This is a genomic window from Chelatococcus reniformis (genome assembly GCF_014640075.1).
Lineage (GTDB): Bacteria > Pseudomonadota > Alphaproteobacteria > Rhizobiales > Beijerinckiaceae > Camelimonas > Camelimonas reniformis.
This window is the reverse complement of the sequence record NZ_BMGG01000006.1, coordinates 239,194-257,262: the sequence shown is the minus strand read 5'-3', so window position 1 is coordinate 257,262 and position 18,069 is coordinate 239,194. Positions and strand designations below refer to the sequence as shown.

Below are 18,069 nucleotides of genomic sequence, written 5' to 3'. Positions count from 1 at the left end.
CGTGTTGCCGCCCCACATCGCTCGCGCACCGATCAAGCATTCGCGGCACAAGTCGAGTTATGGCGTTTGCCTTGATGGCGAAACTTTGGCAGTCATGTCCTGCCCCTCAGAGTGGGGTGGGATCGGTCGTGCCGTACCCGGACAGGGCGGTCACCGGTGACCAACAATGTCAGGGAAGAAAAACGCATGATCGCACTACTGATCGTTATCGTCCTAGGAGCACTTTCCATTGCCTACGGCGTCGTCACCATCCGCTCCGTGATGGCGGCCGATGCCGGTAGTGCGCGCATGCAGGAAATCGCCGGCGCCATCAGCGAGGGCGCGCAGGCCTACCTCAAACGCCAATACATCACGATCGGCCTGGTCGGCATCGTGCTCTTCGCACTCATCGCCTGGCTGCTCGGCATCCTGGTCGCCATCGGCTTCGCCGTGGGGGCGATTCTGTCCGGTGCTGCGGGATTCATCGGCATGAACGTGTCCGTGAGGGCCAACGTCAGGACGGCGCAGGCTGCGGCCAACTCGCTCGGCGCGGGCCTCGACATCGCCTTCAAGGCAGGCGCGGTCACCGGCATGCTGGTCGCCGGCCTGGCGCTGCTCGGTGTCTCCATCTACTACATGGTGCTGACGGTCGGTCTCGGCCATCAGCCGGGCGAGCGGGTCGTCGTCGACGCGCTGGTGGCGCTGGGCTTTGGCGCGTCCCTGATCTCGATCTTCGCCCGCCTCGGCGGCGGCATCTTCACCAAGGGCGCCGACGTCGGCGGCGATCTCGTCGGCAAGGTCGAGGCCGGCATTCCCGAGGACGACCCGCGCAACCCGGCCACCATCGCCGACAACGTCGGCGACAACGTCGGCGACTGCGCCGGCATGGCGGCCGACCTGTTCGAGACCTATGCCGTGACGGTGGTCGCGACCATGGTGCTGGCCGCCATCTTCTTCGCCGGCACCCCGCTGCTCGGCTCGGCCATGCTCTACCCGCTGGCAATCTGCGCCACCTGTATCGTCACCTCGATCGTCGGCACTTATTTCGTCAGGCTGGGTGCAAACCAATCGATCATGGGCGCGCTCTACAAGGGGCTGATCGCGACCGGACTGCTCTCGGTCGTCGGGCTGGCCCTGGCGACGCAGTTCGTTACCGGCTGGGGCGACCTCCCCGGGGCCAACGGCCTCGTGCTCAACGGCTTCAGGCTATTCGTCTGCGGTCTGGTGGGACTCCTGGTGACGGGCCTGATCGTGTGGATCACGGAGTACTACACCGGCACGAATTTCCGCCCGGTCCGGTCCATCGCTCAGGCCTCCGTCACCGGTCACGGCACCAACGTCATCCAGGGTTTGGCGGTGTCGCTCGAGGCGACCGCCCTGCCCACGATCGTCATCGTCGCCGGCATCGTCGTGGCCTTCAAGCTCGCCGGTCTGTTCGGCATCGCCATCGCGGTCACGACGATGCTGGGCCTTGCCGGCATGATCGTGGCGCTCGACGCGTTCGGCCCGGTGACCGACAACGCCGGCGGCATCGCGGAGATGGCCGGCCTCCCCAAGGAGGTCCGCAAGTCGACGGATGCTCTCGACGCGGTCGGCAACACCACCAAGGCCGTGACCAAGGGCTACGCCATCGGTTCGGCCGGCCTCGGCGCCCTGGTGCTGTTCGCCGCCTATAACGAGGATCTCAAGTTCTTCACGGCAAACGCGGACCGTTTTCCCTACTTCCAGGGGGTCAACGTCGACTTCTCCTTGGCCAACCCCTACGTGGTGGTCGGCCTGCTGCTGGGCGGCCTGATCCCGTTCCTGTTCGGCGGCATTGCCATGACCGCGGTTGGGCGTGCGGCTGGCGCGGTCGTCGAGGAGGTGCGGCGCCAGTTCCGCGAGAAACCGGGCATCATGGAAGGCCGGGACCGGCCCGATTACGCGCGGGCGGTCGACATGCTGACCAAGGCCGCGATCCGCGAGATGATCGTGCCGTCGCTGCTGCCGGTGCTTGCGCCCATCGTGCTCTACGTCGTGATCAATGCGGTGGCGGGTAAGAGCCAGGCCTTCGCCGCCGTCGGCGCCATGCTGCTCGGCGTCATTGTGACCGGTCTCTTCGTCGCCATCTCGATGACCTCGGGCGGCGGCGCTTGGGACAACGCCAAGAAGTCGTTCGAGGACGGCTTCAAGGATTCGTCCGGCGTCGTCCACCAGAAGGGCTCGGAGGCGCATAAGGCGTCGGTCACCGGCGACACGGTCGGCGATCCCTACAAGGACACCGCGGGTCCTGCGGTCAATCCGGCGATCAAGATCACCAACATCGTGGCGCTTCTGCTACTCGCCGTACTGTCCCATATGGCGTGAACACGGCGCGGCGCCGCGCTGCGGCCCGCCCCCAAGAGCATTGCGCCATTGGATGGGGCCATCCAGTGGCGCAGAGATTGCTCATGGTGCTTTGAAGCTGGAGCGCCTCTTTCGCGATTGGGTGGTCCCACCCAATTCGCGAAGCCCTGCCGGCCATCCCCACGAAAAAACCCGCGGCGTCGCCGCGGGCTTTTTTCGTAGGGAGCAGATTGCCTTCCACGATCAGACGGGCTCTCCGGTCGGGGAACCGCCGCGAACTGCGGTCGGGCGCGGGCATCTCAGCCAGAGCATTGCGCCGTTGGATGCGGTCATCCAACGGCGAGCCATGCCCATCGTCCTCCAAACCGGCGCGCCCCTTTTTGTGCTCGGGTGATTCCAACCCGGGCGCAAAGTGCGTCCGGGTCGGACCGGTGCTCGATGGCGATCAGACGCCGAACGGGTTGAGGTTGCCGGCACCAAGGCCCTTGAACATCTGGCGGACGAACGACCGCTCCTGGCCGCTGGTGGGCGTGGAGCGGCTGATGAAGTCGAACACTTCGCCGTCCTGGATGCCATAGAGGGCGACCCGCTCAACCTTGAAATTCTTGTCGAAGTAGATCGCGGCGACGCGCTGGTCGGTCAGCGTCGGCTCCAGGAAGTTGACCCGGCGCGTGCGCACCTGGGTGATGTAATAGAATGTCTTGTTGCCGACGGTCGACACGGTTGATGGCGTGCCCATCGCCTGCAGCACGGCGTCGACGCTGGTTCCGGCCTTCACGGCGGACAGCGCCTTCTCGTCAAACATGTAGCCATGCACGATCACTTCGCGGGCGCAGCCGCCGAGCGTCAACGCCGACGTGGCCAGCGCTGCCGCGGTGAGGACGCCTCTCATCGAAGCCAAAGCCATCTATTCACCTTTTCTGGTCGAGCGGCGCGGTGTAGGAGCGTCTAATCCGCGCCTGATCGGGCGTTGGGGTTAGCGCGCGTCCGTGGCGATGGCAAGGCGGCGCCTCACCGTGACGGACTATGGCCCGGTCTTCCTGACGTTTGGTAAAAGCCCGATCCAATGGTCTTCAAACTGTTCAAAACCAATCCACGCCAAGCGGCGATCGATGCCCTCTACGGGCGCATCGTCGAGGCATCGCGGCAGCCGGCGCTATACGCCATGCATGGCATTCCGGACACGACCCAGGGGCGTTTCGAGAGCCTCGCTATGCACGTGGTGCTTGTGTTGCGCCGCCTTCGCCAATTGCCGCCCCCGGCGGCGGACGTGGCGCAGGAACTCGTCGATACGACGTTCGAGCAGATCGAGCATGCGTTCCGCGAGATCGGCATCGGCGATACCACCGTGCCCAAGCGCATGAAAGCCATCGCCAAGTCGTTCTATGGCCGGGCCGAGCGCTACGACGCGGGGCTCGACGAGGAGAGCGACGGCCCCCTGGCGGTCGCGCTGGCACGCAATATCTTGGATTCAAGCGAGCCGGCGCCGGGGCTTGCCGCCTACGCGCGTGCGGTCGAGGTTGCGCTGGGGCGTTTCGATCTCGATGACCTGCTCGGGTCCGGGGCTCGCGGAGGGCAGGGGACGGAGCCGCCGTTGGCGCCGGACCCGGCCGCGTTTGCAAGGAGGGCGCCATGACGGGCCCATTGTCGAAGCCACCGCTGTCGCGTCTGGTCGATGTCGTCGACGTACCGCCCGAAGGGCTGCACGTTGCTTTCGAGGCCACCAGCGCCGAGCGGGACGCCATGGCCGCCGCGTTCGACCTGGTTGCGTTGCCGCGCTTCGTGGCCAGCTTCGATCTGGCCGGCACGGCGAGGCGTCTCAAGGTGCGCGGCCACGTCGACGCCGACATCCGCCAGACCTGCGTGGTCACGCTCGATCCGTTCGACGATCAGGTGCACGAAGACGTGGATGTGACCTTTTCCGAAGACATTCCGCCGGAGGGTGGCATTCCGCAAACGGAGGATGACGGTACGAGCCGGCGGGAGGCGCCGGATCCGATCATCGAGGGCCGGATCGATCTGGGGGCGCTCGCCGCCGAGTTTCTCGCGCTTGGTCTGGATCCCTATCCGCGCAAGCCCGGGGCCGAGTTCACCCACGACGGCGCGGACGGCTCCGGCACATCGCCCTTCGCAGGTCTGGTTAGGCTCAAGGGCTCGCCCACGGAGGACGACGTCTGAACGCGGGGCGCCGCGGCCTCGGCGGCTGCGCCGCCGCTCTGTCGTCGAGGCGCGCTCCTCCGATCTGTCGCTCCTACGTCAATCACGAAATGGCGTGCCCCCGGGCTTCCGAAAGTGCCGCGGTACGCGACCCTCCGCAGACGCGCATTCCGGATTTGCCCTGCCGGCGCAAAAGCGCTTGCGGCAGGACGGTGAGGCGCTATTGTCCGCGCGCCGCGTCTCCCAGGGCGGATGTAGGGCCTTAGGGCCAGGGGATCATTTTTACGACACATGTCCCGATCCGTCCGCATTGCGATCGACGCCATGGGTGGTGACAATGGAGCGTCGGTTACGATCCAGGGTGCCGCGGTCGCCCTGGAGCGTCGACCCGATCTGAGTTTTGTCATCACGGGTAACGAGCGGATCGTAGGCCCGCTGCTGAAGGAGCATCCCAAGCTGGCCGCCGTCTCGACGGTTCGCCATAGCGAGATCGCCGTTGCCATGGACGCCAAACCGAGTCAGGCGCTGCGCGCTGGCAGGTATCATTCGTCCATGTGGATGGCGCTCGAGGCGGTCAAGAAGGGCGATGCCGAGATCGCCGTATCCGCCGGCAACACGGGAGCGCTCATGGCAATGGCGCGCTTCTGCCTGAAGCCTATGGGCGAGATCGAACGCCCGGCGATCGCGGGCATCTGGCCGACCATGCGTGGCGAAAGCATCGTCCTCGACGTGGGAGCCACCATTGGGGCCGATGCGCGGCACTTGGTCGATCTTGCCATCATGGGCGCTGCCATGGCGCGCGTCGTCTACGACATCGAGCGTCCGACCGTCGGTCTGCTGAATGTCGGCGTGGAAGAGATCAAGGGCAACGAAGCGGTCAAGGAGGCCGGCAAGATCCTGCGCGATTCGAACCTGCCCAGCCTCGACTATGTCGGCTTCATCGAAGGCAACGACATCGGCAAAGGCACGGTCGATGTCGTCGTGACCGAGGGCTTCACCGGCAATATCGCTCTGAAGGCCGCGGAGGGAACTGCCAAGCAATTCGCCGAATACCTGCGGCGTGCCATGAGCCGGACGCTATCGGCGCGCATAGGCTATCTCTTCGCTCGCGGCGCCTTCGAGGCATTGCGCGAGAAGATGGACCCGCGCCGCTCCAACGGCGGCGTCTTCCTGGGCCTCGAGGGCGTCGTGATCAAGAGCCACGGCGGCACCGACGCGGTTGGCTTTGCCAGCGCGATCGAGCTCGCCTACGACATGGCCCGTTTCGACCTGCTCGCCAATATCCGCAGCATGGTCATGCGCAAGGTCGAGCCGCCGGCGGTGCCGGCTCGCGCCTGAGGAGATACCGTTCGTGACCTGTTTGCGTTCCGTCGTGCGGGGCTGTGGCTCGTTTCTGCCCGCGCGTGTCGTCACCAATGCCGACCTGGCCGAGCGCGTCGATACATCCGACGAGTGGATCGTCCAGCGCAGTGGGATCAGCCAGCGGCACATCGCGGCCGACGATGAGACGACCTCGGTGCTCGGCATCAAGGCCGCCAGGGCGGCACTCGACAACGCGGGGCTCGCGCCGCAGGATATCGACCTTATCATCTGTGCGACATCGACGCCCGATTTTACCTTTCCGGCAACGGCAACACAGATTCAGGCGGGACTGGGGATCACCGCCGGGGTCGCCTTCGACGTACAGGCGGTTTGTTCTGGCTTCGTCTTCGCCGTTGCGACAGCCGACAAGTTCCTGGCCTCCGGCTCGCACAAGCGGGCCTTGGTCGTCGGCGCGGAAACGTTCTCCCGCCTTCTCGACTGGACCGACCGCACCACGTGCGTCCTGTTCGGCGACGGTGCCGGCGCGATCGTGCTCGAGGCGCAGGAGGCCGAGGGTGCTCCCACCGACCGTGGCGTGCTGACCTCGCATCTGCGCTCCGACGGGCGCCATCGCAGCAAGCTCTACGTCGACGGCGGCCCCGGATCCACCAAGACCGTCGGTCATCTGCGCATGGAGGGGCGCGAGGTGTTTCGCCATGCGGTGGGCATGATCACGGACGTGATCGAGGACGCCTTCGCTGCCACCGGAACCAGCGCCGATGACCTCGACTGGTTCGTGCCGCATCAGGCCAACCGGCGCATCATCAATGCCAGCGCCGACAAGCTCGGCATCGCGCGCGAGAAGGTTGTCGTCACTGTCGACCATCACGGCAACACGTCCGCGGCCTCGATTCCGCTGGCGCTGGCCGAAGCAGCGGCGGACGGCCGTATCAAGGCCGGCGAACTGGTGATGATCGAGGCCATGGGCGGCGGCTTCACCTGGGGCAGCGCCCTCATCCGGTGGTAAAGCCGGCTCACTTTACGGCCAAAGCCGCGGCGGCGATTGACCCGCACGCGCCGGGCGATTAGCCTGTCTTTTCCGGGGGATAGGCGAGAGGTGGGGCGACATGACGGGACGCACGGTCACGCGCGCGGACCTTTGCGAGGCTGTCTATCAGAAGGTGGGACTCTCCCGAACCGAATCGGCGGAACTCGTCGAGCGGGTCATCAAGGAGGTCTGCGACTGCCTGGCTCAGGGTGAAACTGTCAAACTGTCGTCCTTTGGCTCCTTCGTCGTGCGCGACAAGGGCCAACGCATCGGCCGCAATCCCAAGACGGGCATCGAGGTGCCGATCGAGCCTCGCCGCGTCATGGTGTTCAAGCCATCGAACGTGCTGAAGGCGCGGATCAACGGGGCGGCCGATCCCGCCGAGGAAGATTAGAGCGTTTTCGAGCGAAGTGGACGCCGGTTAGCGTGAAGAAAACGCGTTAAAACAAATAGATAGAGCATTTCGGCGATTCGAAGAAACGCGGAAATGCTCTGGACCCATGAGACAAGGGCTTTGCGCCTGAGTGGGCCCGAAGACCTCACCCTCCCGGACCTTCCGTCCATGACGGTCCCGTGACTCATGGCGGTCGCGCGGCAGGGCCCTGGTCCGAAGCGGTCATTTGGCCGATCGCCGAACCTGTTCCCGAAACGTCACGATGCGACCGGCCACCGCTCCAGCACGTTCCTGTACTGTGCCGCGATCGCGTGCGCAGCTTGGGCGTTGCGATAGACGGGGTTCGGTCATCGCGCTGCCGCCAATTTCGGAGGACGCGAATTGATGCGCGAGGCCGGATACGACATGAAAGCTCGCCTCCGGACCGATCTGCGGGCGGCCATGAAGGAGAGGCGCACCGGCGAAGCCAGTCTGATCCGGGCGCTTGTCGCGGCCATCGACAACGCCGAAGCGCCGCCGCTGCAAGCCAGCCGGACGGATCAACATCGCTTTCGCGATGGATCGGCTGAAATCGAAAGGCTGCATCTGGACCCGGCACGGGTGCGCGCGGTCCTGTTGACGGAAATTGAGGAGCGCGAGCGCGCGGCGGCTGAGATGAGCCGCCTCGAGAGACCGGATCGCGCCGATGCCCTGCGCGCCGAGATTGTGATCGCGAAGCGCTACCTTGAGTGACGGAGTTTCCCGGCCGCTCGGTTGCCGCGGCCGGCAGCAAGCCCGCACCCGTATCGCGCTGTGCAGATGACCTCGGATGCGACGACGAGCCTGCCCGTTTTGCGACGAGCGGCTTGGTCCTTCTTCGGATGGACTCCCCCTCCCGATGCGACCATGCTCTCGAATCGGGAGTTGGCGCATTGCTGTCCGATCGGCCGCCCCCGTCGATGGGCAATGCTTCAGCTCGCTGGCCGGCGAGGGAGCCAGCAACAGCAATCGGGCCAGTGTCTTGACGGATAAATCGGCGGTAGAGAAGAGTGCGGACGCCTTTCGCACCATCAGCGAGGTGGCAGACGAGCTCAATGTGCCCCAGCACGTCCTGCGCTTCTGGGAAAGCCGATTCGCGCAGATCAAGCCTTTGAAGAGGGGCGGCGGCCGCCGCTTCTACCGGCCGGACGACGTCGACCTGATCCGCGGCATTCGCCATCTTCTCTACGGCGAAGGCTACACGATCAGGGGTGTCCAGCGCATTCTCAAGGACGAGGGTGTCCGCTTCGTGCAGACGGCGTGGCGCGAAGGCTGGGTGGCTCCGGAGGTTGGCCGGGCGCAGGCCGCGCATGATGCGGCGGCGGATCCCGTCCGTCCGCGCGATGTGGCTGTCGAGGCTTCGGCCACTGAGCCCATCTCTGCAGCCCAGGCGGCCGCGGTGGTGCGGCGCGAGCCTGATATGGCGTCGGGCGGCAGCCCGGGCGAGGGGGCCGTCGACCAAGAGGGAGAGGGGGCGGCCGGGTTCGGGCTCAACGCTCGACATCAGCCAGCCACGGCGCCGCAGCGGGCGGCCGTGCCAATGCCGGCGGGCCTTGAGTCCCTTTGGTCCGCGGCGCCTGCCCGCGCCGGCGCCACGGGCCCTGATGCACCACTATACGGTGAGGGTATGCAGGCGCGCGCCGAATCACCGCGGGCGGCGGACCGCCTGTCGCCTGAGGGCCGCCGCCGGCTGCAGGAAGCACTCGCCGAACTGATTGAATGCCGACGTCTCTTGACCGCCGCGCGCGCCGGCGGCTCCGACTAAAATCGAGACGTGGACGCTACGGTCGTCCGGTGTCCACGCGGGCCGAGTCGAGCCGGTCGACGAGATTCGAAATCGGCCGTTGCGGAGGGCTCCTTCAGCCTCTATAAGGCCCAAACCGTCAGACGGCCGTCACCGTCGTGCGCCGGCATCCGTCTCGCGGCGGTCCGTCGGCACTCGATATGAAGCCGGGGACATCCCGCGTGCGGGTAGGTCTGTGGCGGGCAGTAGCGCAGCCCGGTTAGCGCACTAGTCTGGGGGACTAGGGGTCGTGGGTTCGAATCCCGCCTGCCCGACCATCGACCTTCCGATACTCCAAGCAAGCCCAACAATACCGGGACGAGAGCGCTGGCCGCAGGCGGGCGTGCTTGCGGCTGGATAGCTTGGCGGTTGGGTGGCATCAGCCGATCGCGGAAGCGCTCCAGGTCCAAAGGGCTGAAGCATTTGACGCATTTTGAACGATGATCTCGTCCGACTGCGAACAGTTGCGCATGTGTTGGCCGGCTGTTCATGGCGCGTTTATGCGGCGCGTGGCATACGCTGCGACCGGCTACCCGCAGCGCCTTTCGCGCGGCGCCGAACGCGCCACCCAGGTTGTGCCTGCTTGCCTTCGATAAAACGGACAAGGTCCGTGCGTGCGAGGCTGCGGTGTCCGGTGATCGGCCCAGTATTGTGCGCGCATCACCTGAGCCCGTAGGCCAGCTTTGCTGGTAGAGGAGGTCGGTCTCGCCGACGTCGGCGGGGCCGGCGGCAATCCTAGGACGATTGCCTCACGTGGATGTCTATTGCCGCTTGTGGCGCTGAACAATTCGAGTCCTCCTGTCCGAGGACAAGATGATTTAGCAGGTATCGCTTCGCGTCGGACTTGCGGTTTGCGGCGCCCTGTTGTGTCGGGCTAAGATGCTCTCCTGACGGTAGCGCAGCAGTTTCGACAAGCAGCCGAAGCTGCACTGTTTAGCTATAGATCAGGTCTGTGCCTGTATCCGCGTGACCCGGTTGGATGGCGTCCGAGGGGCGGATGCGGGATCTTCAGTCTGAACTGTCGCATTGTTTGGCCCGCTGCTGCGGAAGACGATAGCCATCGGGGCGGCCTTACAATTTGCGGGCATGCGACAAGGAGATGCCGCGCTACGGTCCGTCGCACCAGGCAAGTTTCGCAGCGAGGCTTCGGGCAATCCGAATATTGTCCGCGCGAGGGCGTGCAGCCGGGCGGAATAGCTTTACGATTGCCTTTCTCTTGCCTCATCGCCATATGTCATGTATCGACCGCGCAATTAATGGTCGTGGCGTTCAATTCGTGCCACAGGTTGAAACGCGGCGAGCCGTGTGCGGAGCGGTCGAGACGTAAAGCGCGGGACGGAATTGCTTTTGCTGCAGCAAGACGTCTTACGAAGGAACTTGGTGCTGACTTAGGGGCGTAAGGAGAATTTGGGAGCGGTAGGCGCTTGGCAGCATGCGGTGCGGAAAGCCAACGAGCTTGGAAGATAAATGTTTGTTCTTCCTGCTATCGAGACTATGATGTTGCTTAACACGAAAGGGGAATCATGACCCAGGAAACCGATCAACAGCTCATCGAGCTGACCGCCGATATCGTTGCGGCTTACGTGGCGAACAATCAAATGGACGCGACCGGCCTGTCTTCGATCATCAGCTCCGTGCACGCGTCGCTGATCAAGCTGTCGTCGGGAGTTGCCGAGGAGCCGCCGCAGCAGCAGCGGCCTGCGGTTCTGATCAAGAAGTCGATCACTCCCGATTACATCGTGTGTCTGGAAGATGGCAAGAAGTTCAAGTCGCTCAAGCGTCATCTGCGCACCGCCTATGGCATGACCCCGGAGGAGTATCGCGCGAAGTGGGGGCTGCCGCCGGACTATCCTATGGTGGCGCCGAACTACGCAGCCGCGCGCTCGCACTTGGCCAAGACCATGGGGCTCGGTCAGCAGCGCCGCGAGCGTGCCGAGCCTGCGCCGGCAGCCCCCGTCGCGCCCGAGAAGCCGGCGAAGACCAGGGCCAGCAGCGCCAAGGCATCGCCCGCCAAGGCTGCGGCGAAAAGCACAGGCGCTGTTGCCAAGCGCACATCGGCGGGGCCGCGCAAGCGCGCCCAGACGGACGCCTGAGCGCACCAATGCGAGAACATGCCCCATCCTGAGGGATGGGGCAGTTCACCTGTGCGGTCCCTCCGCCTTTGGGCGATGCCGTCGTGGAATTGACCGCCGGGCTGCCGGCCTCAGGCGGTGGGGGCAGCGGCGAGCCGCCTCGACGAGCGGGCTCATGGCCCTCGTCCTGCCGTGCCCCCGGTATGTCTTTTCTGCCGCGTCGCGAACAGCCGGATGATCGAAGCGCTTTTTCCGATCAGATGCTCGTTTGGAGCCGATCGCGATTGTCGAGCGCGCAAATGAAGTGCTCCATTCAAAGGATGAAGAGCAGTCCGGCATGGATGACCTCATCCAATAGCGAAATGCTCCAGCTCTTCGAGCGCCTTTTTTCCGTCGCGTGATGTCGTCCGCGGCGGCCCCGAGCATGACGTTGGCGGCGCTGCTGCCGTCTAGGCGCCGCTTCGTCCGACCGGCCGTTCGAAGTCTTGGCTTCCCGCGTCCGCGACACGGTGCCGCGAGCGATGGACGAAGGCATTACGCCGTTCGTGTTGCGTATTTCCGAAATCGACCCATTCGACGTTATGTCATACCACCATGTGGGTCATTGGCCGGCGCCGGGAGACTCTCGCTCAAACGCCGATCGGACTTGGCCAGGCGCCAACGAGTCGGACGATTGGCAAGCGGTATCGGACGCGGCCCCCAAGAATTGACACGGTTGTGGGGCACGCGGCTGCCCGAGGTGTCCGAGCGGCGATGATGCATCAATGAAGGCAGGGCTCTAGGCATGCTTCAGTCCACCCGGTCGGCGCATCCTGCTGGCGGCGCATCTCAGGCGGGGAGGCGCGGGCCGCTGGCTGGCCCCATGGCCCTTCTGGCGTCCTGCGAGAGTGATGAGCCGGATGCGGCCGCGTCATGCGGTAAGAGACCCGGATGGTTCCGCCGGCATGTGGGCCGCGGATGGGGGCGATTGCCGCCGCGCGCCCAAGCCATCGTCGACCATGAGATGGCCGCGGCCGAGATCATGGCCGGCTGGCTCGTCTTTGCCAGTACGCTGTTTCTGGGCGGGCTCTATTTGATCTCGCCCAAGATGTTCACATCCATGACAGAGATGCGCCCCGTTCCCGTCGCCGTCGCGTTGGGCCTGACCATTGCCATCATACGCCTGATGCTGGCGTACGCGCGCAAGATGAACCGGGGCGCCGTCCTTATCGTCACTATCGCCGACTTTGCCGTGCTCTACGGCCTCATCTGGAGCTTCAACTGGCAGTATGGCCAACCGGCGTCGTTTTCCCTGAAGGCGCCCACGTTCCTTTTCGTATTTCTGTTCATCGCCGTCCGTGCACTCCGGTTCGAGCCATGGTCGGTCATCACCGCAGGCCTGGTCGCCTCCGTCGGCTGGATCGTCGTGGTCTGTAATGCGCTGTCGGCCCCCAACGTGGAAGTGACCCATGATTTCGACGTCTATCTGACGTCGAATCGACTGCTCGTCGGCGCCGAGGTCGAGAAGATCGTCGCGATCCTCCTGGTCACCGGCGTCCTGACCATCGCCATTATGCGCGGCCGTCATCAGTTGGTGACGGCGGCCGTGGAGACGTCTGCGACGGAAGATCTGTCCCGCTTCTTCGACCCCGAGATTGCCGACCGCATCACCAACTCCGATCTGCTCGAGCCCGGACGGGGGGAGGCGCGCGATTGCGCCGTGCTGGTAACCGATATCCGCGGCTTTTCCCGGCTGGTGCAGGAACTCGATCCCAACGACGTGCTGAAGCTGGTCGTCGACTACCAGCGTGCCATGGGGTTGGTCATCGCCGGTCACGGCGGCTCTATCGACAAGTATCTGGGCGATGGCATCCTGGCGACATTCGGTTGCACGCGCCCGAGCGAGACCGAGTCGGCCGACGCGCTCACGGCGCTCACGGCGCTTGTCGAGGCGGCCGAGCGGTTCAAGCAGGACCTTATCGCGCAGGGCCGCCCGGCTCTCGATATCGGCCTTTCGGTCGTCGCCGGCCGGGTGTTGTTCGGGACCGTCGGCGATCGCGACCGGCTCGAGTTCACGGTGATCGGCGAGGCCGCCAACCTTGCGGCCAAGCTGGAGAAGCACAACAAGGTCATCGGCGCCCGCGCGGTCGTCGACAGGGCAACATTCGAGCGCGCCCGAACTCAAGGCTTCGAGAGCCATCAGTTCCTGAGCCGCGCCGGCGAGACTGTCGAAGGCGTCGCAGCCCCGATCGACCTGCTCTACGTTCCGCTTCAGCGCAACGACGAGCTGGCGCGCGTCAGGACACCTTGGTGAGCAGCCATTCGTCGCTCTGGCGGCCGTCGAGGATGGCCTGCGGCCGCGGCGTCTGCGGCTCGCCCACCTCCGTGCCGACAGGACGGGCGCCCCAGCCGGTGAACGGAGCGAGTGCACGCGTCACCTGGCCCAGCGCGGCGTCGGCGCCCACGCCGTCCCGCAGAATCGAGGGGTGCAGCGACAGCAAGACGCTGACCCGCGGCCCCGCCAGCAGCGGCGCCAGGGCCGGAGCCAGGCCGAACTCGCCGCCCTCGATGTCGATCTTGATGAAGAGGTCCGGCGCCGAACCGACCAGGACGGCGAGATCGGCCGGCGTGATCGCCTCGCTGTCCCAGGTCGTGGCGGAGCCCGTCAGCAGCACGCTCGACATCGAGTCGCCCGGCTTGCGGCGGGCGCCCAGGCGGACGAGCCCGGGCGCGGCGCTGACGGCCCGGTCGACCACCGTGACCCGGCCCGGCAGCGCTGCATTGGCGGCCAGGTTGCGGCGGAGCTGCGCGAGCGCGCTGGGGTCCGCTTCGACAGCGATGCACCGCGCGCCTGCCGCCGCGGCGATCAGCGTCGTGGGACCCACCCAGGCGCCGAGATCGAGGAAGGTCGTGTGCGGTCCGACGCTGTCCGCCAGGACGGCGATGGTGCCGGGCTCCCAGCGCCCCTGCTCAACCTTGTCCCAGAATGTCGGCTGATCGTCGTCGACGACGATGGCATGGCCGGCCAGCCGCAGCGTCCGCCCGGGCTTGACCTTGTCGTGCGGCATGGCAAAGGGTCCGCTCATGGTTCTATGCCGGCCACGGTGGCCGTGCGGCTGCCACGGCGGACAGTCGGCCCCGGCCATTTGGGGTGGCAAGTCATTCTGGGGTGCCAAGTCATTCTGAGGTGCCAAGTCTTTCTGAGGCGCCAAGTCATCGAAGTCGGTCCTGATCGCGTCGCGGCCGCAAGGGGAGGAGTTATGGATCTCGGAGCGCTCATCAAAGGAAAGCACGTTTTCGTCACCGGGGCGTCCGGAGGTCTGGGAGCGCATTTCGCCCGCCTGTACGCGGCGAATGGCGCCGTTGTTTCGGTCGGCGCCCGCCGCGCCGACCGGCTGGCGAGCCTTGTGGAAGAACTGCGGCAGCTGGGCGCCGCGCAGGCGCTTGCCGTCAGCCTCGATGTGGCCGACGAGGCCTCCGTGGCGGCCGCGGTGAGCGAAGCGGAGGCCGCGCTCGGGCCGATCGATGTGGTCGTCAACAACGCAGGCATCTCGCGACCCTACCCGGCCCTGCAGCTCAGCGCTCCCGACTTCGACGACGTCATCGCCACCAATTTACGCGGTGTCTGGTTGGTTTGCGCCGACCTCGGTCGCCGCTGGCAGAAGGCCGGGCGGCCGGGCGTGATCGTCAACATCGCGTCGATCCTGGCGGAGCGAGTTGCCGGTGCGCTCGTACCCTATGCCGCATCCAAGGCGGCAGTGGTGCAGATGACCAAGGCGCTCGCGCTCGAGTGGGCGCGCTATGGCATCCGTGTCAATGCCCTGGCGCCCGGCTACATCGAGACCGATATCAACAGCGATTTCTTCCACACCGAGACCGGTGAAGCGATGGTGAAGCGCATTCCCATGCGCAGGCTGGGCCGGCCGCAGGAGCTCGACGGAGCGTTGCTGCTGCTCTCCACCGACGCATCGAGCTGGATGACCGGCGAGGTCATCGCCGTCGACGGCGGCCATCGCGTCTCGACGCTGTAGGGCGATGCGCGTCTGCTCGCAGGCGCCATGCCGCGCGTGCGAGCAGCAGCACGAGATCGGTCAGCCCCTGTTCCATGTGCAGAAGCGGCGGCCGCGAGGGCCGGCCCCTGCGCCGCGTGCCTGCATGCGGGCGCGGCTTTGGCACGTGCACGAACACGACGAGCGTGCCGTCCGCCTGGCCGAGCGCCTCGTGATAGGCCGCGTTGCATAGGTAGCGTCCTGCGTCGATCGACCGATCGGCCGGCAGCCTGCGGCGGCGCAGCGCCACGACGGCTGGGACGAGCGCCACACGGCTGCGACGAATCAACGGTCCGCGCGGTCGCCGGCGCGGTGTGCGCCCGGCGGCATCGGCGCTCGTCGTGTTGGCGCGCCCGAGGCCCCGTGCCTCGACCCGGAGCACCTTGGCCCGGCCCGCGACGCCCAGCATCAGCAGCACGTCGGGCGCGGGGGACGCCAACAAGGCGCCGATCCGCGGCTCGAGACGGACATAACTGGTGTCGAGAACGATCGCCGTGACGTCGAGGCCGTTCCGCGCCAGGCGGCGTGAGCGGGCGAGCGCCGGTGCCAGGAGCGCCGTCGGGTTGGCCGGCATGCCGGGGAAGGGGCCGAAGCCGGTGACGACGATGCGCAGCATGGGCCTGTTCGCGTGGGGCAGGCGGTGTCCTGCCGAGCATGCACCCCGTTCGGGGAAAAGCTGCAAGCCCTTGAGGTCGGCACCGGCCTCGTGTCGGTCGGCGTCCTCGATTGCCAGGCCCGAGCGCTCAGTCGCCCAGGCCCGCGAGCTCGGCGATCGCCGCGGCGGCCACCGTGGCCGGCGTCGTGCCGGCGGCGACGTCCGCCTCGATCTGCGGCACGCGCTCACGTACTGCCGGATCGTTGCGCAGGCGCGCCTGGAGGCGCTCGTCGACCAGCGTCCACATCCAGCGCACCTCCTGCGCTCGGCGCTTGGCGGTGAGCTCGCCGGCGGCCTCCAGGCGGCCGCGATGGTCGAGGATGTGGCGCCAGAGAACGTCGAGGCCCTCGTTGGCCAGGCCCGACACGGTGATGACCGGCGGTGACCACACCTTCGAGGCCGGCGCCAGGATGTGGAGGGCGGCGAGGTATTCGGCCGCCGCCGCCTGGGCCCGCCGCAGGCCCTCGCCCTCCGCCTTGTTGACCGCAATCATGTCCGCGAGCTCGATGATGCCCTTTTTGATGCCCTGCAGCTCATCACCGGCGCCGGGGAGCATCAGCACCAGGAAGAAGTCGGTGAGCTCGGCGACAGTCGTTTCCGATTGACCCACGCCGACCGTCTCGACGATCACCACATCGAAGCCCGCCGCTTCGCAGAGCAACGTCGTCTCGCGCGTTTTGGCCGCGACACCGCCGAGGGTGCCGGAGCTGGGAGAGGGGCGGATGAAGGCGTTGGGCGCAACGGCCAGCCGCTGCATGCGCGTCTTGTCGCCCAGGATCGAGCCGCCGGTGCGGGCCGACGAGGGGTCGACCGCCAGCACTGCGACCTTGTGTCCCGCGGCCGTCAGATTGGAGCCGAGCATGTCGATCAGCGTCGATTTGCCGACGCCCGGCACGCCGGTCACGCCCACACGGATCGCGCCTCCGGTCTGCGGCATGATGCGCTGCAGCAGCGTGAGGGCCGCCGCACGATGATCGGAGCGGCGCGACTCCACGAGGGTGATGGCGCGCGCCAGGGCGCCGCGCTCACCGGCCACCAGGCGCCGGGCGAGGTCGTCCATGTCGAGCCGCCGTTGGCCGTTCAAAGCTGCGCTGCTCATCGTTTGCCGGTTCGAGGCCACCGCTTCGCACTCCTTGCGCCAGAACGAGTCCGCATTTGCCATGCCGCGTGTCTTCGCCACGAATCCGCGCGCGATGCAACGCGGGCCGTCGCCGTTGCGTCATAAGCTCGCCTTCTTCGCTCGCCGTTAGAGGTGCATTCACCGGTGTTGCTCTTAGGTGGGCGAGGCCGACCATGCGAGACAGGACCATTCTTTCACGTCGTTCATTTCTGGGGACCGGCGCCGCATTCGCGCTCGCCGGCTGCAACTCCACCGACGCCACGGGCTCACTGGCGAGCCTGACGCCGCCCGAGAAGCGCGAGCCGTCGGTCATCGCGGTGACGACGCGCAAACCGATCGACGGCGCGGCGGAGGAGCCGTGGTTCGGCGCCGGCCGTTCAGGCGCCACCCGTGCCGTCCGCGTCGTGTTCGAGCCGCTCGGCACCTCGTTGATCGGTCGCGTGGCGGCGAGCGTCACCGGCCGCTGGCGTATCAACCGGGTCGAGGCGCTGGGCAAGAACGATCCGATCGCAGCGTTGGTGGGGCAGACGGCGAACACCGACGTGCTGGTCTACGTGCACGGCTACAACACATCGTTCGAGAGCTCGGTCATCGGTGTCGCCGAGATCGCGGAAGGCATCGGCTTTCAAGGGACACCGGTCGCCTTCAGTTGGCCGTCCAGGGCGGACCTACTCGACTACGGCTACGACCGCGAGAGCGCGCTGTGGTCGCGCGATGCCATGCAGGACATGCTGGAGGCGCTGGCCAAGAGCCCATCCGGCGGCAAGGTGCACATCATCGCCCACAGCATGGGCACATTGCTGACGCTTGAGACGCTCCGGCAGTTCTGGCTGGCCAGCGGCACGCCCGACGTCGCCGCCCGCATCGGTGCCATCGTTTTCGCGGCGCCCGACATCGACATCGACCTGTTCGCGGCGAGCCTGCCGCGGATCGGCCCGCTCGCGCGCCACCTGACCGTCTTCACCTCCACCGGCGACCGGGCGCTGGCCGTTTCCAGGCGTCTTGCGGGCGGCGTAACGCGCGTCGGCTCGGCCGAGCGCGACCGGCTGGAGCAACTCGGCGTGCGCGTCGTCGACGCGTCGGGCTACGGCTGGGGCCTGATCGGCCATGACGTATTCATCTCCAACAGTGACGTGCGCGCTGCGCTCAAGCGCGCGGTCGAGCGCGGGGCGCAGGCTTGATGGGCTG

General features: G+C 66.5%; 15 protein-coding genes, 1 tRNA gene and 1 pseudogene. 13 read left to right on the top strand and 4 right to left on the bottom strand.

Annotated features, from left to right (window positions below):
• Nucleotides 1-186 precede the first annotated feature (186 nt).
• Complete coding sequence (locus IEW34_RS17550) at nucleotides 187-2,325, top strand: sodium-translocating pyrophosphatase (RefSeq protein ID WP_188610512.1); 2,139 nt, start codon at nucleotides 187-189, stop codon at nucleotides 2,323-2,325.
• A 424-nt stretch (nucleotides 2,326-2,749) separates the two neighbouring features.
• On the opposite strand, the gene IEW34_RS17545 is transcribed toward IEW34_RS17550, so the two are convergent.
• The gene (locus tag IEW34_RS17545) at nucleotides 2,750-3,211 is read right to left on the bottom strand and encodes an outer membrane protein assembly factor BamE (RefSeq protein WP_188610511.1); all 462 of its coding nucleotides are present in this window, start codon (nucleotides 3,209-3,211) and stop codon (nucleotides 2,750-2,752) included.
• 159 nt (nucleotides 3,212-3,370) lie between these two features.
• Between IEW34_RS17545 and IEW34_RS17540 the strand changes: the two genes are divergently transcribed.
• The 10 genes and pseudogenes from IEW34_RS17540 to IEW34_RS17495 all read left to right on the top strand — a co-directional run bounded on the left by IEW34_RS17540 (nucleotide 3,371) and on the right by IEW34_RS17495 (nucleotide 13,371).
• Nucleotides 3,371-3,940 (top strand): ubiquinol-cytochrome C chaperone family protein, encoded by a 570-nt coding sequence (locus IEW34_RS17540; protein ID WP_188610510.1) that lies wholly within the window; start codon nucleotides 3,371-3,373, stop codon nucleotides 3,938-3,940.
• Nucleotides 3,937-4,482, top strand: a complete 546-nt coding sequence (locus IEW34_RS17535; RefSeq protein ID WP_188610509.1) for a YceD family protein — start codon at nucleotides 3,937-3,939, stop codon at nucleotides 4,480-4,482. Before IEW34_RS17540 ends, IEW34_RS17535 begins: the two co-directional genes overlap by 4 nt.
• A gap of 270 nt (nucleotides 4,483-4,752) precedes the next feature.
• The gene (gene plsX, locus IEW34_RS17530) at nucleotides 4,753-5,799 is read left to right on the top strand and encodes a phosphate acyltransferase PlsX (RefSeq protein WP_188610508.1); all 1,047 of its coding nucleotides are present in this window, start codon (nucleotides 4,753-4,755) and stop codon (nucleotides 5,797-5,799) included.
• Between the two features lie 13 nt (nucleotides 5,800-5,812).
• Nucleotides 5,813-6,790, top strand: a complete 978-nt coding sequence (locus tag IEW34_RS17525; RefSeq protein ID WP_188610507.1) for a beta-ketoacyl-ACP synthase III — start codon at nucleotides 5,813-5,815, stop codon at nucleotides 6,788-6,790.
• A 100-nt stretch (nucleotides 6,791-6,890) separates the two neighbouring features.
• Nucleotides 6,891-7,205, top strand: coding sequence for an integration host factor subunit alpha (locus tag IEW34_RS17520; protein WP_188610506.1), 315 nt, complete (start codon nucleotides 6,891-6,893; stop codon nucleotides 7,203-7,205).
• Nucleotides 7,206-7,589: 384 nt separating this feature from the next.
• Complete coding sequence (locus IEW34_RS17515) at nucleotides 7,590-7,937, top strand: GatB/YqeY domain-containing protein (protein WP_188610505.1); 348 nt, start codon at nucleotides 7,590-7,592, stop codon at nucleotides 7,935-7,937.
• Nucleotides 7,938-8,205: 268 nt separating this feature from the next.
• The gene (locus IEW34_RS17510; RefSeq protein WP_244642049.1) at nucleotides 8,206-8,988 is read left to right on the top strand and encodes a MerR family transcriptional regulator; all 783 of its coding nucleotides are present in this window, start codon (nucleotides 8,206-8,208) and stop codon (nucleotides 8,986-8,988) included.
• A 218-nt stretch (nucleotides 8,989-9,206) separates the two neighbouring features.
• Nucleotides 9,207-9,284: transfer RNA gene (locus tag IEW34_RS17505), tRNA-Pro, on the top strand.
• Between the two features lie 1,245 nt (nucleotides 9,285-10,529).
• Nucleotides 10,530-10,937, top strand: a pseudogene (locus IEW34_RS17500) (Ros/MucR family transcriptional regulator); the annotation flags it as partial.
• 1,108 nt (nucleotides 10,938-12,045) lie between these two features.
• A complete protein-coding gene (locus tag IEW34_RS17495) occupies nucleotides 12,046-13,371 on the top strand; it encodes an adenylate/guanylate cyclase domain-containing protein (RefSeq protein ID WP_188610503.1) in 1,326 nt (441 codons plus the stop codon).
• Here the strand turns inward: IEW34_RS17495 and IEW34_RS17490 are convergent.
• A complete protein-coding gene (locus IEW34_RS17490) occupies nucleotides 13,355-14,143 on the bottom strand; it encodes an FkbM family methyltransferase (RefSeq protein ID WP_188610502.1) in 789 nt (262 codons plus the stop codon). The genes IEW34_RS17495 and IEW34_RS17490 overlap by 17 nt on opposite strands.
• Before the next feature lie 174 nt (nucleotides 14,144-14,317).
• Between IEW34_RS17490 and IEW34_RS17485 the strand changes: the two genes are divergently transcribed.
• Entirely contained in the window at nucleotides 14,318-15,088 is a 771-nt protein-coding gene (locus IEW34_RS17485; protein ID WP_188610742.1) for an SDR family NAD(P)-dependent oxidoreductase, read from the top strand.
• Here IEW34_RS17485 and IEW34_RS17480 read toward each other — a convergent pair.
• Complete coding sequence (locus IEW34_RS17480) at nucleotides 15,048-15,722, bottom strand: pyroglutamyl-peptidase I family protein (protein ID WP_188610501.1); 675 nt, start codon at nucleotides 15,720-15,722, stop codon at nucleotides 15,048-15,050. The two genes, IEW34_RS17485 and IEW34_RS17480, sit on opposite strands and share 41 nt — an antisense overlap.
• A 127-nt stretch (nucleotides 15,723-15,849) precedes the next feature.
• Nucleotides 15,850-16,821: a methylmalonyl Co-A mutase-associated GTPase MeaB gene (gene meaB, locus IEW34_RS17475; protein WP_373288268.1), complete on the bottom strand. Its 972-nt coding sequence runs from the start codon at nucleotides 16,819-16,821 to the stop codon at nucleotides 15,850-15,852.
• 233 nt (nucleotides 16,822-17,054) lie between these two features.
• On the opposite strand from meaB, the gene IEW34_RS17470 reads away from it, so the two are divergent.
• Nucleotides 17,055-18,062, top strand: coding sequence for an alpha/beta hydrolase (locus IEW34_RS17470; protein WP_188610500.1), 1,008 nt, complete (start codon nucleotides 17,055-17,057; stop codon nucleotides 18,060-18,062).
• The last annotated feature ends 7 nt before the right edge of the window (nucleotides 18,063-18,069 follow it).

Coding starts and splice junctions, on each gene's coding strand:
- IEW34_RS17550 (WP_188610512.1), top strand. CDS start 187: ATGATCGCACTACTGATCGTTATCGTCCTAGGAGCACTTTCCATTGCC.
- IEW34_RS17545 (WP_188610511.1), bottom strand. CDS start 3,211: ATGGCTTTGGCTTCGATGAGAGGCGTCCTCACCGCGGCAGCGCTGGCC.
- IEW34_RS17540 (WP_188610510.1), top strand. CDS start 3,371: ATGGTCTTCAAACTGTTCAAAACCAATCCACGCCAAGCGGCGATCGAT.
- IEW34_RS17535 (WP_188610509.1), top strand. CDS start 3,937: ATGACGGGCCCATTGTCGAAGCCACCGCTGTCGCGTCTGGTCGATGTC.
- plsX (WP_188610508.1), top strand. CDS start 4,753: ATGTCCCGATCCGTCCGCATTGCGATCGACGCCATGGGTGGTGACAAT.
- IEW34_RS17520 (WP_188610506.1), top strand. CDS start 6,891: ATGACGGGACGCACGGTCACGCGCGCGGACCTTTGCGAGGCTGTCTAT.
- IEW34_RS17515 (WP_188610505.1), top strand. CDS start 7,590: ATGCGCGAGGCCGGATACGACATGAAAGCTCGCCTCCGGACCGATCTG.
- IEW34_RS17490 (WP_188610502.1), bottom strand. CDS start 14,143: ATGAGCGGACCCTTTGCCATGCCGCACGACAAGGTCAAGCCCGGGCGG.
- IEW34_RS17485 (WP_188610742.1), top strand. CDS start 14,318: ATGGATCTCGGAGCGCTCATCAAAGGAAAGCACGTTTTCGTCACCGGG.
- IEW34_RS17480 (WP_188610501.1), bottom strand. CDS start 15,722: ATGCTGCGCATCGTCGTCACCGGCTTCGGCCCCTTCCCCGGCATGCCG.
- meaB (WP_373288268.1), bottom strand. CDS start 16,821: ATGGACGACCTCGCCCGGCGCCTGGTGGCCGGTGAGCGCGGCGCCCTG.
- IEW34_RS17470 (WP_188610500.1), top strand. CDS start 17,055: ATGCGAGACAGGACCATTCTTTCACGTCGTTCATTTCTGGGGACCGGC.